Source organism: Legionella steelei (assembly GCF_001468005.1).
Classification (GTDB): domain Bacteria; phylum Pseudomonadota; class Gammaproteobacteria; order Legionellales; family Legionellaceae; genus Legionella; species Legionella steelei.
On the sequence record NZ_LNYY01000021.1, the window covers coordinates 237868 to 252777 of the forward strand.

The following is a 14910-nucleotide window of genomic DNA, read 5'->3' on the forward strand; positions in this document are numbered from 1 at the left end:
AATTATCTTAAATTACAATTTAAGGACAAAATAATGTATGGTGAAGAGGATGCAATAAAAGAAGACATTAGAAGCGTTTTGAATAGAAATGGGTATTCTGCTAAGGAATTTAAAATATCCATTGAAAATGGCTCAAGTTATGACCCAAACCAAATTGTCGGTGCCCAAGTATGGATAACCATAGAAAAGAATTCTATAAAAAAACAATATGAGTTATACCGCAGTGACTGGCCTAATGATTTTGAAACGGATTTAAAAAATGGTTATTTTAATTTTTAGGTTATCACTACGAGTGAATTGCCGAACTAAATCCATATTGAATTTTTATAGATTATTCGGAACCGAAGTAATTATATAAATTATGATAAGGGAATTATATGGAAATTACCTTCCTTGGTGCGACAGAAACAGTAACCGGTTCCAAATATTTATTATCCTTTGATAATAGAAAAATATTAGTGGATTGCGGATTATATCAAGGCCGCAAGGACTTGAGATTACGCAACTGGAATCGCTTGCCCATTGATCCTGCAACAATCGATACCGTTCTTATAACACATGCCCATATTGATCATACTGGTTATTTACCCCTTTTGATTAAGAATGGATTTAGAGGCACAATTTATAGCACAGAAGGTACAAAGGATTTATGCTCCATTCTTCTACCTGATAGTGGACATCTTCAGGAGGAAGAAGCAGAAATTGCGAACAAATACGGATATTCCAAACATGCTCCTGCATTTCCACTGTACACACAAAAAGAGGCTGAAGAAGCCCTAAATTATTTTGATACCATTGCTTTTAATCAACAGGTTAATTTGACTGATGAGTTTAGTTTTCAGTTTCTTCCAGCAGGGCATATCATCGGTTCATCATTTATCCGTATACAACATAAAGATTATTCTCTTTTGTTTACTGGGGATATGGGAAGACTTCATGATCCTGTGATGAAAGCACCCACAGTGATTCATGATATTGATTACCTGGTTGTTGAGTCGACCTATGGAAATCGACTCCATGAGCCTGGCCATCCCAAAGATTATTTAAAAGACATTATTAACAAAACGGCGCAGCGAGGAGGAACAGTTGTGATTCCATCCTTTGCAGTTGGTCGTGCGCAAGCGATGTTGCATTATATTTATCTTCTAAAAAAAGAAAAATCCATTCCAGATATTCCCGTTTTTCTTGATAGCCCAATGGCAGTTAATGCAACCCATATTTTACTGAAGCATATTGAGAACCTGCGCTTAAATGAGGATGAGTGCCGACAATTAAATAATATTGCAACCTATGTTAATACTCCTGAAGAATCAAAAGAATTAGATAATAATCCTTTTCCTAAAATTATTATTTCTGCAAGTGGAATGGCCACTGGAGGACGTGTCTTGTTTCATATTAAAGCTTATGGTGGTGATAGCAAGAATACGATTCTTTTCACAGGTTACCAGGCCGAAGGCACACGTGGAGCTCGCATGGTAAAGGGAGAAAAAGAAATAAAAATTCATGGTGCAATGGTTCAAATCCAGGCTCAGGTAGAATCATTATCTAATACATCGGCGCATTCCGATTATGAAGAAACATTAAAGTGGTTAAGCTTTTATAAGAAAGCACCTAAAAAAGTATTTATTACTCATGGTGAGCTTGCTGCAGCAAACTCGCTGAAGGAAAAAATTGAACAACAATTGGGTTGGTCGTGTGTTGTTCCGCATTATTTACAGAAAGAAACATTATCATGAATGTTAATGAAGCAAAATTAAAGCTCAAGTTATTGGGAATTAATACTTATATAGAACCTGTAATTTACATTCGTGAAGACTCACATATTTGTAATGCAGAAGGATTTCAAGCACAGGCACGGGTTAGAGTCTCTCTAAATGGTCATTCCTTGATCGCAACACTGAATACAGTTCAGTCTGAGTTATTACATCATAATGAAGCAAGTCTTTCGACTTACGCATGGAGTTTCTTGAAAGCGAAAAGCGGTGATGTAATTACTATTTCTCATCCAAGACCCTTGGAATCATTGAATTTTATACGCTCAAAAATATATGGGAATGAATTCAGGTTAAATGAAATCAACCAAATTATGGAAGATCTTAGCGCTGGTCGTTTATCGGACATTGATATCACCATGTTTCTTTCTGCATCAGCGGCTATAGGACTTAACCAACAAGAGACACTTGATCTAACCCATGCAATGGTTAAAACGGGTAAAATCTTAACCTGGCCCTCTGATTTAATCGTTGATAAACATTGCGTTGGCGGCTTACCTGGTAACCGTACGACGTTAATTGTCGTACCGATTGTGGCTGCTTTTGGTTTGATGATTCCAAAAACATCTTCTCGTGCCATCACTTCTCCAGCAGGAACAGCCGATACTATGGAAGTATTTGCACCAGTCAATTTGGATATTAAAACCATGCGTAAGGTGGTGGAACAGGAAAATGGGTGTATTGTCTGGGGTGGTTCTGTTTCATTGAGCCCTGCGGATGATTTACTGATTCGCATTGAACGCCCAATGAATTTAGATTCAGAAGGCCAGCTTGTTGCATCTATTCTTTCTAAAAAAATTGCTGCCGGCTCAAATCATCTTCTTATTGATATCCCAATCGGTTCCACTGCAAAAATTCGTAGTTTGCAAGAAGCCAATGCCCTTAAACGCGTTCTAGAAAAAACAGCTCAAGCGTTTTCTATTAAAACAACCATTATTATTACTGATGGAACTCAACCTGTAGGTCGTGGAATAGGCCCATCATTAGAAGCACAAGATGTATTGTCTGTTTTAAGTGGTGATCAAAATGCTCCTTCTGACTTAAGGGAGCGGGCTTTAACTCTTGCCGGGCATATTATTGAATTCTCGCCCAAGGTTCAATCAGGTACAGGTAAAAGTATTGCTACATCAATTTTAGAGAGTGGAAAAGCATTAGAAAAATTTGAAGCCATCTGTAAGGCCCAAGGTGGAATGTTTTCTATACCCCAATCGAACTATAAGCATACTGTGGAAGCAACCAAACCAGGAAAAATTATTAGCATTGATAACAACCATATTGCTCGTCTTGCAAAATTAGCTGGGGCGCCAACTTATAAAACCTCAGGTATCGAACTGTTAACCAAAGTCAATTCAATAGTTAAAAAGAATGAGCCTCTTTTTATTATTCACGCCGAAGCAAAAGGGGAGCTTGATTATGCACTATCTTATCTTCATCAGGGTCATACTATTTTTCAAATTGAGGAACAATCATGAGTAAGAACACAGTTGCATTTAGCCTATTTGGTGCCGATGAATTAAGAAACACACTCTGTGATGCCTTAAATTTTGAGGCTGGAAAAATTATGACTCATCAGTTCCCAGATGAAGAAGTTATGATAACAATTGATACTGATTTACGAAGTAAATCGGTTATTTTCATTTTAAGTACTGATAGACCTAATGAAAAAACATTACCTTTAATTCTCGCAGTAGAAACTGCACGAGAGCTTGGAGCAAATAAAATTGGACTTATAGCACCTTATCTTGCCTACATGCGGCAAGACATACAATTTCATTCAGGTGAAGGCATTTCATCAAAATATTTTGCGAGGTTATTATCCAGTTATTTTGACTGGCTTATTACAATTGATCCTCATCTGCATCGTTGGCATTCTTTAAATGAAGTGTTTACTATAGATACCAAGGTGTTACACGCGACCGATAATATTGCTCATTGGGTAAGGAACAATGTACAAAACCCTTTATTAATTGGGCCTGATATGGAAAGCACCCAATGGGTGGCGGAAATTGCTAAAATAAGTCAGGCCCCCTATTTAATAGTAGAAAAAACACGATTTGGTGATGCAAATGTATCTGCAACCGTGCCACAGATTGAACAATACCCTAATCATACCCCAGTTTTAATAGATGATATTATTTCTACAGGTAGAACAATGATTGAGACAATAAAACACATCCAAACTTATGGAATACACAATATTATCTGTCTCGCTGTACATGCCGTGTTTGCAAACAATGCTTATGATGAACTAATGAAAACTGGTATTACAGATATTGTGACATGCAATACGATAGTACACCCATCAAATAAGATTGATATAAGTAATCTATTTATTGAGGCTCTAATTGAAAAATAATGTTCACTGGACAATGTATCGGATGAGAAACCGGCAATCCTTCAATAACGGTTACCTTTATTGATTTTTTATCCAAATTAGTGATTACTGCGTCTATTGCATGATTAATATTACCAAAATCCTTTCCTGCCATGGTGCATTTACTGGGATAATATATAGGGTATTTTAATCCATGCTGGCTAAAAAAATCTTTTGTATGATTATAATCCCCGATTACCATATAATCAGCCTCAGAGAAATCCCTAACTCTCAATTGATTTATTTGGTTGAATAGTTCATTGACATAATCGTGATTACCTCCGGGATGATGAATAGAAGCTATAATCACTTTGTGATTCGTGATCACATGTTTAAATTGAGCAAAAATACAGGGCTTTTTATCATCCAGAGCATGATAAATAGGATCTCCTACCAATTTAAATTGAGTATCATCATAGAGTAATACACAATGATCGTTTGTATTTTTGTTAATGCTATAAACAAGCATCTTCGATGATTTACCCTGTGCAATTAATAAGTTGTAGATATCTTCAGGGGTAGTGCACTCTTGTAGACAAATAAAATCGTCTCGAATCATTTGCTGAATAAGAGATTTATTGTGTTTAATTAATTTAAATCTTGACTCCCAACGTAATACTCCATTGGGGTTTTGAATCTGGTGGATAAGTTCGATGCAGTGTTTGATTGCTGATTGAAACTTATGTGCATATGGATGCATTGTGTCTTTCATCAATTCAATAATTAATTTTCTACTTTTTTCAATTTGTTGTCTTCTGTTTTTTGCAATTACTTGGTTTGCTGACCAAGATAGCTTTGACATTTGTTGATCAAGAGAGACGAAATCATCAAGAAGTTGTCTGTTAATTACAATCGTATTTTTAACACATTTTGTATATAAATATTGGCCAAGTTCAGAAAAGAAATAAAATAGATCATTGGCTCGTTCATTGAAATAAATATTATCTGTGGATAATTTTGATATCGTTTCTTCAAAAAAATGACTTTCGCTAATGTCTTTAAAATCATTGTATAAATGAACATCGGCAAGTAAGTTCCAACTGAATACGGAATAACTCTGATTGTTTGAACATTTTGCTGTGATTTGAATGGGGAAATGATCGGAGATCCCATTAAGAACTAGGCCAAATCGAAAAGTATCTGCATCTTCTCTATTCAATGAATGTTTCATATATAATTAGGGATTTGTATTATACTTGATATTATTAATTCTAATTTTGTGCAATGCAATGTATTGATGCTGGATGATTAAGAAGAGGGAGCTAAAATGCAAAATCAAAGCCTATTTTCTGGATTAATATTTTTCATAATTCTATTGATCGGCGCAGCATTAGCATATGCATTGCCCCCAGGTGTTGTTGGAAACATAAGTTATTTTGTTTTGGGCATCGCGGTTGTTATCGCTGTAATTGTTTCTGCCTCAATTAAGGTTGCAAATCAGTGGAATAGAGCCATTGTGTTGCGGTTGGGCCATTTTCAGGCCTTAAGAGGGCCTGGATTATTTTTATTATACCCATTATTGATGTAGTTGCTTACTGGATAGATACTCGGGTTATCACGACAGCATTCAAAGCAGAAAAGACACTTACCAAAGATACAGTACCTGTCGATGTTGATGCAGTCCTCTTTTGGAAAGTAATTGACCCGAAAAAGGCAGCCCTCGAAGTAGCCGATTTCGAAAGCGCCATTGGCTGGGCATGCCAAACTGCCTTGCGCGATGTGATTGGCAAAACAATGCTTTCGGACATGCTTGAAGGACGAGGTAAAATTAGTAATGAATTGCAAGTCATTATCGATGAGCGGACTGAGCCATGGGGAATTAAGGTGATTTCCGTTGAAGTGAAAGATGTTCTGATTCCACCTGCATTGGAAGATACCATGTCGATGCAGGCACAGGCGGAAAGAGAGCGTCAGGCTCGGGTTATTCTTGGGGATTCAGAGCGACAAGTTGCGGAAAAATTTGCCGAAGCGGACAAAACCTATACTAACAACCCTGTTGCATTTAAGAGCGATGAATATGTTTTATGAGGGGCTAAAAGAAAACTCTACCATTGTTATAGTCCCTAGTTCAGCTATTGATACGATGCAACTGGGCAACCTTGCAGGTATAACGGCATTGACTATGGATTTGGAAAAAAACAAAGCAAGTGATGTAAAAAAAACGAGAGGAAAAATAAGTCGAGAGAACCCTGAAGAAGAGCTTTAAAAGCTAATTAAAATATCTTCGCGGTAAATCAATACCTCGTCGATGCAATTTTAAAGTGTATATATTTTCACGGCAAAAAGAATAACGAACTAGATAAGCGATTAATACAGTGAGTGTTAGAGGTAAAATAAAATGATAATTTCTCATCATTTCACAAGTTAATATCACGGATGTAATCAATGCACCCGTAGTACTTCCTAACATTGCTGCCATACCGATTAAGGTAAACAAAACTGGGTCTACAACAAATGTTGGAACAAAGTAATTAATCATAAGAGCGAAAGCGCTTCCTAAAGTTGCTCCTATAAATAAGGAAGGTGAAAATATTCCTCCAGATGCACCTGAGCCCAGCGTCAAACAGGTTGCCAATAATTTAGTTACAACCAAAAATAGTAACAGCCATAGATTGAGGATCTGATTATTAAGGCAGTCTTGAATTGTTGCAAATCCTATTCCTTCAATATAGTAATGACCGAATAAATACATTGATAAATACATGAAAAAGCCAACAATTAGCATCCCAGTCATATGACGTAGAAACACATTTTTAAAGTGACTATTAAAAAAATCCTCGAAGTAATAAACGCTGCGAATGAGCAAAATTGAAATGATTCCTACAAGCATCCCAAAAGAAACAAATAAAAGTAGGTTAGATAACGTCAGGTTACTGTTTATTTGATTTACTAATGGAGTAGAAAAAATCGGTTTTACGTCAATCAATAAATATTCAATGCAAAGAGCAAAAGATGTCGCAATAATAATGAGCGCTATGCTTAAAACAGAAATAGTCTCTAACATAAATTCACTGGCGAATACAATTCCAGCGAAGGGAGCATCAAATATTACAGCGGTACAAGCAGCTACGCCCGCTGCCATGAGTATTTTTCTTTGTTGTCTGGATAAATGAAGCAAATTACTGATGATGGAGCTTGATAAAGCGCCAATTTGAAAAACAGGACCTTCACGTCCTACTGAACCACCAGTACTTATCGTCAAAGCAGATGCTATTATCTTAGCCAAAGATACTGAAGGTTGAATTTTTCCATCTTGGCAAAATATAGCGTTTAAAATTTCTGGAACTCCAAGCCCACTCTGTCCAGGAGCAAATTTTTTGATAAGCCAAATAACCATGATGCTGCCAACTATAGGTACAAAAATAACTCCTATTCCCCATATGCTGGCTGATGTATGAAGATTTTCATTATAAATAAAACTGAAATGACCTAAAAAAGCGACATTATGGATAAGGGCGACTAAAGTACGAAATAATATTGCTCCTAATCCACCTAAAATACCCAAAATGATTGCAAACACGACCATTTTAATAGGATGTAATGATTCGTGTTGACTGTATTTTTTTATTTTTGATTTAATTGGTTTCAACTATGTTCCAAGTATGTTTCGCAATCATATATTCTTCATTTGTTGGGATGACGCTGACCCTAATTTTACTTTCATTATCACTAATAATAACCGAATTCATTTCATTAGCTTGATCATTAATTTTAATGCCCAACCAACTAAGTTGTTCGCAGATTTTTTTGCGGATAATTGCTGCATTTTCACCAATTCCTGCAGTAAATACCAATGCATCACATCCTTTGAGTGCGGTAGATAAAGAGCCCACTTCAAGTGCAGCTCGATAACAAAATAAATCAATGGCTTCTTGTGCATTGACATCAGAGTTTGCTAATAGCTCACGTACATCATTACTGATGCCGGAGACTCCTAGTAAACCGGATTCTTTATAAAGTAAATGTTCCATTTCTTTGGGAGAATATTTTTTTTCTTGGATCAGGTATAAAATAACGCCAGGATCGATGCGTCCGCAGCGAGTTCCCATCATCAATCCATCCAATGCGGTAAATCCCATCGAGGTGGCAACACTTTGGCATTGATACATAGCACACATACTCGCGCCATTACCTAAATGAGCCACTATGACGCGTTTATTTCCAGTCTCACCCATATGTTGTGTCATGACGGAGGCAATGTATTCATAAGAAATTCCATGAAACCCATAACGAAGTACCCCTTCATCAGTTAACTTTCTTGGAATAGCAAAAAGGGTTGCCAGTTTTTCTTGAGTACGATGAAATGTGGTATCAAAGCATGCGACTTGGGGCAATTTAGGGTAAATCGTTTTGATGATTCTGATGGCTTCCAGATTATGTGGTTGATGCAAGGGGGCTAATGGATTCAAACTAGCCATAGTTTTCATGGCTTCATCAGTCACTAATGTGGGATGAAAGAAATACATCCCTCCATGTACTACTCGATGTCCTACTGCTGTTAAAGTCATGGAATTGGATAGTTGCTCAAACCAGTCAAAAAATGATTTTAGTCCTGCTTCATGTCCTTGGGATACAATCTTCTGTTTGAAAATATGCGCATGGGTTGCATTAAGTATCGTTAAATAAGGCGACTCAAAAAGACCTTCAATCTCACCATGATAAAGCAAATTGAGTTTTTGCTGACAAGCAAACAGTGAAAATTTAATGCTCGAAGAGCCTGAATTAATCACTAAGATGACTTTATGCATTTAATTGTTCCCCTTATGACGCACATAAGCTAAAGCCAGTGCACAAGACGCTTTACGTGAGATATCATCACTTCCACGGCTGGTTAAAATAATAGGGATTTTTGCACCCATCACGATACCAGCAGCTTCCATGCCAGACAGATAAGTCATTTCTTTATAGAGCATATTGCCTGATTCAATATCAGGTACAATGATAATGTCAGCATCGCCAGCGACATTTGATCTAATCCCTTTTTCACGTGCGGCTTCAATAGAAATGGCATTATCAAATGCAAGTGGCCCATCTACAATGGCGCCCGTTATCTCATCTCGGTCAGCCATTTTACTTAATGCGGCAGCATCGAGGGTGGATTGCATTTTTTCATTGACCGTTTCAACAGCACAAACAATGGCAACTTTTGGGGTACCAAAACCTAAAGTCCGAAACAAATCAATTGCATTTTGAGTAATGTCCTTTTTTTCTTGTAAATTAGGTTGAATATTAAGTGCTGCATCAGAGAGAAATAAAGGTTTGGAATAATTAGGAGCCTCTACATAAAAGACATGACTCATCCTTCGTCCAGTAAGCAACCCAGTTTCTTTATGTACAACGGGCCCCATCAATTCATCGGTGTGGATTTTTCCCTTCATTAGAGCTTCTACTTTACATTCTCGTGCAAGCTGCACTGCAACCTCAGCAGCCTCCTGACTATGTTGGGTTGGAATAATTTCGTAGGCAGAAATATCCAGATTGGCTTCAATGGCAGCGGCCAGAATTTTATCTTTTGGACCAACCAGAATAGGGATGATGATGTTTTCTTTAGCTGCATCGATAGCCCCTTGTAAGGCGAGTTTATCGACTGGATGAACAACAGCGGTTTTAAGAGGGGCAAAGTGTTCTGTCAATTTAATTATATGTCTGTACCAAGCACCTTTAGGTTCCTTAAAAAGAACCTTCGGTAATTCAACCCGTTCTCTTTTTACTTTTAGTGTTGGGGCAATAACCGTGGCAATACCACTGATTACTGTTTTATCGTGTTGATTCACGCAGTTGCACTCCAAATCAACGATATGGTTTTTAGGATTTTTATCAGTCACGGTAACGATAACAGTGACCGCATCACCTGGTACCACGGGAGCAGTAAATTTAAGTGTTTGATCTAAATAAATGGTGCCAGGGCCTGGGAGCTCTGTACCAAGCACCGTTGATATGAGTGATGCGCCCCACATCCCTTGGGCGATGATCTTATGGAACATATCATCTTTGGCGTATTCAGCGTCCACATGGGCTGGATTTACGTCACCTGACATGATGGAAAAAAGTTCAATATCCTTTGGGGTGAGTGTGCGTTTAAGGTGCGCTGAATCACCGATTTTAAGTTCATCAAATGTTTTATTTTCGATAAAAGACATGTTTGTGCTCCTTATCCCATAATGGAGTAACCTGAGTCAACATAATAGACCTGTCCTGTCATATCCATAGAGGCATCACTTACTAGAAATGCTGCTAAGTTGCCGACATTTTTAATATCAACCAAACGGTGCAATGGGGATCGTTCTTCTTCTGCTTTAATGTATTCATAAAAATTAGGAATACCCAATGCGGCACGTGTTTGAATAGGCCCAGGGGAAATCGCGTTGACTCTTATATTGCTGGGACCTAACTCATAAGCCAGATATCTTACTGATGCTTCTAATGCTGCTTTGACTACGCCCATTAAGTTATAATTGAGCACGACTTTTTGGCTGCCATAATAGCTCATAGTCAAGATACTACCACCGTTCTTCATCAAGGGTGCAGCGTATTTCGACAGTCGAATTAAGGAATGACAGGAGATATCCATAGCCTCCAGGAATCCCTCTTTGGTGCATTCAACCAGTTTATCATCTAAGTCAGTTTTAGGAGCAAAAGCCATAGAGTGCAACATGAAATCCAGCTTTCCCCATTTTTTTTCAATCGCAGCAAATAATGCAATAATTTCTTCTTCTTGCTGTACATCACAAGGAAGAATAAGGGCGGATTTTAATTGCAGGGCTAAAGGACGAACATAAGGTTCTGCTTTGGCATTAAGATAGGTTGTTACTAATTCGGCATTGGCTCGGCGAAATTGTTCTGCACATCCATAGGCAATACTATGCTCATTGGCAATTCCGGTCACTAAGCCTTGTTTATTATTCAGATCGATTATCATCATAATATCCTTTTATTTGTAGCGAACGCTTTTTCCAAATTCAAGCTTTAACAGGATCAAGAATCCGATAGGCAAGCAGTTTCACACGGTCACTCAAGAGTGCCCATATCAGTGCATATCCCCAAACAAACCCAGCCCAACCCCAACCAAGAGGCGGCATAAGAAATCCGTAGACTGCAATGAATGTTGCTATTATTTGGGTACCAATTACTGCAAACAGCAAAATCTTTGCGGGGCGTATAGACCAGAACGGGCCTCGTGTGCGGGTAAGAAAGATCGTCAGATGCCCAGCCACTGATAGCATTAAATACATCATCGGCTGAAGATGTTGGTGATCGAGATGGAAAACGCGGTCGCCCAGGTAAAACAGTCCAAACGATGCTATGGGGCCGATAGTGCCCAGAACTGTGGCAATTCCCAGCACTAGACGCATATTCCAAGCCTCTGGCTCATTTTTATAATGCACATTATCGTATGCAATCGATAAGATGGCGCCATCATTGAGTAAGGCCAGCATCACAATCATTACCGCAGTTATTGGATAAAAATTAAAGATTAGGATAGCCAATGTCATAAACAAGAGCACTCGCAAGGTCTCAGCAATACGATAGATCGCATAACTGTTCATGCGCTGGAAAATTTTCCGGCTCTCCTTAATTGCGTCTATTATGACTGAGAGACCTGGCGTCATTAACACAATCGATGCAGCTGCTCGTGCTGCATCTGTAGCACCTGAAACAGCAATACCGCAATCCGCTTTCTTTAGAGCAGGAGCATCGTTTACTCCATCCCCAGTCATACCCACAATGTGACCGAGTTTTTGCAAAATCGTCATAATACGGAATTTATGTTCGGGGAACACTTGAGCAAAACCATCGGCATGTTCAATGGATTCTGATAATTTAACTGACACTTTTTCTTTAGGGGTATCAAAACCGCTGGCATCGAAAATATTGGTGTCCATGCCTAATTTCTTGGCAGTTTCCGCAGCAATTGCCAATTGATCGCCTGTTACCATCTTAACTTTCACACCCATCTGGTTTGCAGTCGCAATGGTTGTCTTGGCATCTTCTCGTGGTGGATCGAATAGAGGCAACACACCAAGAAATTGCCATTGTCCCTCTTTATCAGCTCGCGCCACACCCAAAGAACGAAAGCCTCGAGCTGCGAATTCATTGACTGCTTTATCTACTTCGGGTTCAACTTTTTTCGCATTAATTGACAATGCCAAGATTACCTGTGGAGCACCTTTAGTTACTTTAAATTCTTTCCCATCTGAGGACTTAACAGTGGTTTCAGTCCGTTTGTGTACTGGATCAAAGGGTTGAAAATGAAGAATCTGGTATTCTTTCAAGACTTCAACATTGTTAAGACCTGCAAGAACCGCCAGATCAATCGTGTCATTATCATCCGCACGTGAAGCAAGGGCCGCGTTGAGTATCAAGTTTTCAACTGTAATATTATTAACGCCAAATGGTTCACCTAAAGTGAGCTTATTTTGGGTAAGCGTTCCGGTTTTATCGGCACAGAGTACATCCACTCCAGCTAATTCCTCTACGGCGGCTAACCGCGTTACCACTGCTTCTTTTTTAGCGAGAAGACGTGCTCCGACTGCCATGGTCACAGACAACACTGTAGGCATTGCTACAGGAATTGCGGCAACAGTGAGCACCAAGGCAAATTGCAATGTAGTTAAAACTGGATCACCCCGATAAATTGCAACAGTAATGATTGTTCCTACTAGAACCAATGCAAAAGCAATCAAATAATTGCCAATTTTTAACACCGCGCGTTGGAAGTGACTGACGGTGTGTGCCTCCTCCACTAATTGTGCTGTCTTACCAAAATAGGTGTTCGTTCCAGTGGCATACACCAGTGCTTCGATTTCTCCTTGACGAATAATCGAGCCAGAAAATACAGCCTCGCCTGATTTGCGAGTGACGGGTAATGATTCTCCAGTGAGTGTGGACTGATCCACCTCTATAGGATCACCTTCTAACAAGCGTGCATCGGCAGGTACAATGTCGCCTAAACGCAGAAGAATCATATCGCCAGGAACCAGCTCACCTGCTGGTGTGTTGATCCACTTTCCATCACGTTTCACGCGTGCTTTGAGTGCTAATTTGGCCTTCAGCGCCGCAATGGCATTACCTGCTGCGTGTTCCTCCCAGAATCCAACCAAAGCGTTGGATATAAGCAAAATGAGAATGATGAAAAAATCTGGCCAATGTCGAACTACTCCTGATAGGATCACCGCAATTTCGATCATCCATGGGATAGGACCCCAAAAATAAGAAAGGAATTTCAGGATGGGATTTTCTTCTTTTTCTTCTATTTGATTCGGCCCATATTGGGCCAGCCGCTTTTGTGCTTCTTGATGATTTAAGCCGTCCTTAGATGTTTCTAATAGTCTCTCCACTTCTGGCAGAGGCAGAGTTTGTAAATCATCTTGCATATCAATTTTCGATCCCAGGGTTGATTTGGAATCTTTGGGGTGGCCTATACTGAGTTTCATAATGAGAACTCTCCCTTATTTGCTAGCTCAGGTTTAAAAAATCACTAACCAGACACATCCTTTATGCATCACTTTTGAAAAACATAGGTTCCTGGTGCATCACATATAACTTTATACCCTTTTTTTGAGTTTCCTAATGAAGGAGGTAACACTTTATTACCCGAATGACTGGCGAGCCAATCTTGCCATGCAGGCCACCAGGAAGGGGTTCTAAACGCTAACCCCAGAAATTTCCGACCGATTTTTAGTCATCTTAGATGCTTATAAAACATGGCTAGCTTTACTTGATAGTTTGTTGTAACCAGTCCAACATATATTTTCGAGTCTCTTGAGGTGCTTGGTCAATGCTCTGCATACAGACGAAGGAAATTTGATGATTATGTTGTACACTGTGCAAACGAGCCTTTATTTTTTTAAAGGAGTGGCAAGCTCCGTTGACCATGATTGACTGATGATTAGAGTCATATAGTACTCTTTTATGTTTAATGTCCAAATGCACCATCAGTGGAATACTGGATACTTGCTCTGGATCACGAAATGGGTAGTGGAGATTATCTACAAATAATTCTGGTTTTTGTATCATATAATCGTCAAAGGTTTCTTTGATCAATGGGAATGGGGCATGAGGCAATAGATAAAAATGTTTATCTAGTCCTGCAAGTCTGGCGCTTTTTTCCTGCCAAGACCGATGAGGATTTGTATTGGGTTGCACCTTATCTTCTCCAATCAAAACGCTGAAATATTTTTTAATTCGGTATGATATTTTTTGTTCCGCTTGTATTTTCCACTTACCGCGAAGAACGATGCATTCATTGCGAAAAAAATCATTGGGGGTTACGTCGCGAATAATGAAAAAATCATCGTTAAAATAAAGAAACTGATTGGATAATCCTTTGATACGCCAAATTAGCCATTCAATACTAAGGCTGTTAAATACAGGGGATGTTATATTAAATTCATTGAGCAAATCATTTTGATCGATTACCTTAATTTTATTTCCAAAGGCGCTTCCTTGTAAATCTAAAACAGCTTGAGGTGTTTGCTGGTTAGTAATTATATAAATAGTTCTTATCCACGGAGCAAAACGATACAATGAATGCAAGCAATAATGAATTTCATTACATTGTTGAATACGAGTGGGTTCCACCGCAATGTCCTGTTCAATCCCCTTCTGAATACAGAAAGAACTTAATTTTTGTTGATACTTAGGATCGTAACCATCAACCCATGAGATAACTGCATCAATAGAACTCATTGTTAATCCTTTAGAAATAGTGCAACCAATATTTTGTATTTGTACTTAGATTCGGGAATCACCCATATTAAAATA

The 14910-nt window shown here is 38.6% G+C and carries 14 protein-coding genes; 7 read left to right on the forward strand and 7 right to left on the reverse strand.

What is annotated here, in order from left to right; all coding sequences use genetic code 11:
• Positions 1–33: 33 nt before the first annotated feature.
• The 4 genes from Lste_RS15765 (at position 34) to Lste_RS15780 (ending at position 4128) form a co-directional block, all read left to right on the forward strand.
• Positions 34–279 (forward strand): hypothetical protein, encoded by a 246-nt coding sequence (locus tag Lste_RS15765; protein ID WP_058512460.1) that lies wholly within the window; start codon positions 34–36, stop codon positions 277–279.
• A gap of 98 nt (positions 280–377) precedes the next feature.
• On the forward strand, positions 378–1736 hold the full coding sequence (locus Lste_RS15770) for an MBL fold metallo-hydrolase RNA specificity domain-containing protein (protein WP_058511950.1): 1359 nt from the start codon (positions 378–380) through the stop codon (positions 1734–1736).
• Positions 1733–3244, forward strand: a complete 1512-nt coding sequence (locus tag Lste_RS15775) for a thymidine phosphorylase family protein (RefSeq protein WP_058511951.1) — start codon at positions 1733–1735, stop codon at positions 3242–3244. Before Lste_RS15770 ends, Lste_RS15775 begins: the two co-directional genes overlap by 4 nt.
• Entirely contained in the window at positions 3241–4128 is an 888-nt protein-coding gene (locus Lste_RS15780) for a ribose-phosphate pyrophosphokinase (protein ID WP_058511952.1), read from the forward strand. Before Lste_RS15775 ends, Lste_RS15780 begins: the two co-directional genes overlap by 4 nt.
• Here Lste_RS15780 and Lste_RS15785 read toward each other — a convergent pair.
• Positions 4103–5305, reverse strand: coding sequence for a hypothetical protein (locus tag Lste_RS15785; protein ID WP_058511953.1), 1203 nt, complete (start codon positions 5303–5305; stop codon positions 4103–4105). The genes Lste_RS15780 and Lste_RS15785 overlap by 26 nt on opposite strands.
• Positions 5306–5413: 108 nt before the next feature.
• Here Lste_RS15785 and Lste_RS19470 point away from each other — a divergent pair, with 108 nt between their 5' ends.
• From Lste_RS19470 to Lste_RS19480, 3 genes are read left to right on the forward strand one after another with little or no spacing between them, the layout of a single operon-like run.
• Entirely contained in the window at positions 5414–5674 is a 261-nt protein-coding gene (locus tag Lste_RS19470; RefSeq protein WP_068310989.1) for a hypothetical protein, read from the forward strand.
• A gap of 26 nt (positions 5675–5700) precedes the next feature.
• Complete coding sequence (locus tag Lste_RS19475; protein WP_237760533.1) at positions 5701–6174, forward strand: slipin family protein; 474 nt, start codon at positions 5701–5703, stop codon at positions 6172–6174.
• Positions 6164–6352 (forward strand): hypothetical protein, encoded by a 189-nt coding sequence (locus Lste_RS19480; protein WP_068310995.1) that lies wholly within the window; start codon positions 6164–6166, stop codon positions 6350–6352. Before Lste_RS19475 ends, Lste_RS19480 begins: the two co-directional genes overlap by 11 nt.
• Positions 6353–6355: 3 nt before the next feature.
• Here Lste_RS19480 and Lste_RS15795 read toward each other — a convergent pair whose 3' ends face one another.
• From Lste_RS15795 to Lste_RS15820, 6 genes are all read right to left on the reverse strand, one after another.
• Entirely contained in the window at positions 6356–7735 is a 1380-nt protein-coding gene (locus tag Lste_RS15795) for a chloride channel protein (RefSeq protein ID WP_058511954.1), read from the reverse strand.
• On the reverse strand, positions 7722–8894 hold the full coding sequence (locus tag Lste_RS15800) for an acetate/propionate family kinase (protein ID WP_058511955.1): 1173 nt from the start codon (positions 8892–8894) through the stop codon (positions 7722–7724). Before Lste_RS15800 ends, Lste_RS15795 begins: the two co-directional genes overlap by 14 nt.
• Entirely contained in the window at positions 8895–10286 is a 1392-nt protein-coding gene (locus Lste_RS15805; protein WP_058511956.1) for a bifunctional enoyl-CoA hydratase/phosphate acetyltransferase, read from the reverse strand.
• Between the two features lie 11 nt (positions 10287–10297).
• On the reverse strand, positions 10298–11065 hold the full coding sequence (fabI, locus tag Lste_RS15810) for an enoyl-ACP reductase FabI (protein WP_083503997.1): 768 nt from the start codon (positions 11063–11065) through the stop codon (positions 10298–10300).
• 40 nt (positions 11066–11105) lie between these two features.
• Entirely contained in the window at positions 11106–13580 is a 2475-nt protein-coding gene (locus tag Lste_RS15815; protein WP_202814176.1) for a plasma-membrane proton-efflux P-type ATPase, read from the reverse strand.
• A 280-nt stretch (positions 13581–13860) separates the two neighbouring features.
• Complete coding sequence (locus Lste_RS15820; protein WP_058511957.1) at positions 13861–14835, reverse strand: hypothetical protein; 975 nt, start codon at positions 14833–14835, stop codon at positions 13861–13863.
• Positions 14836–14910: the final 75 nt, after the last annotated feature.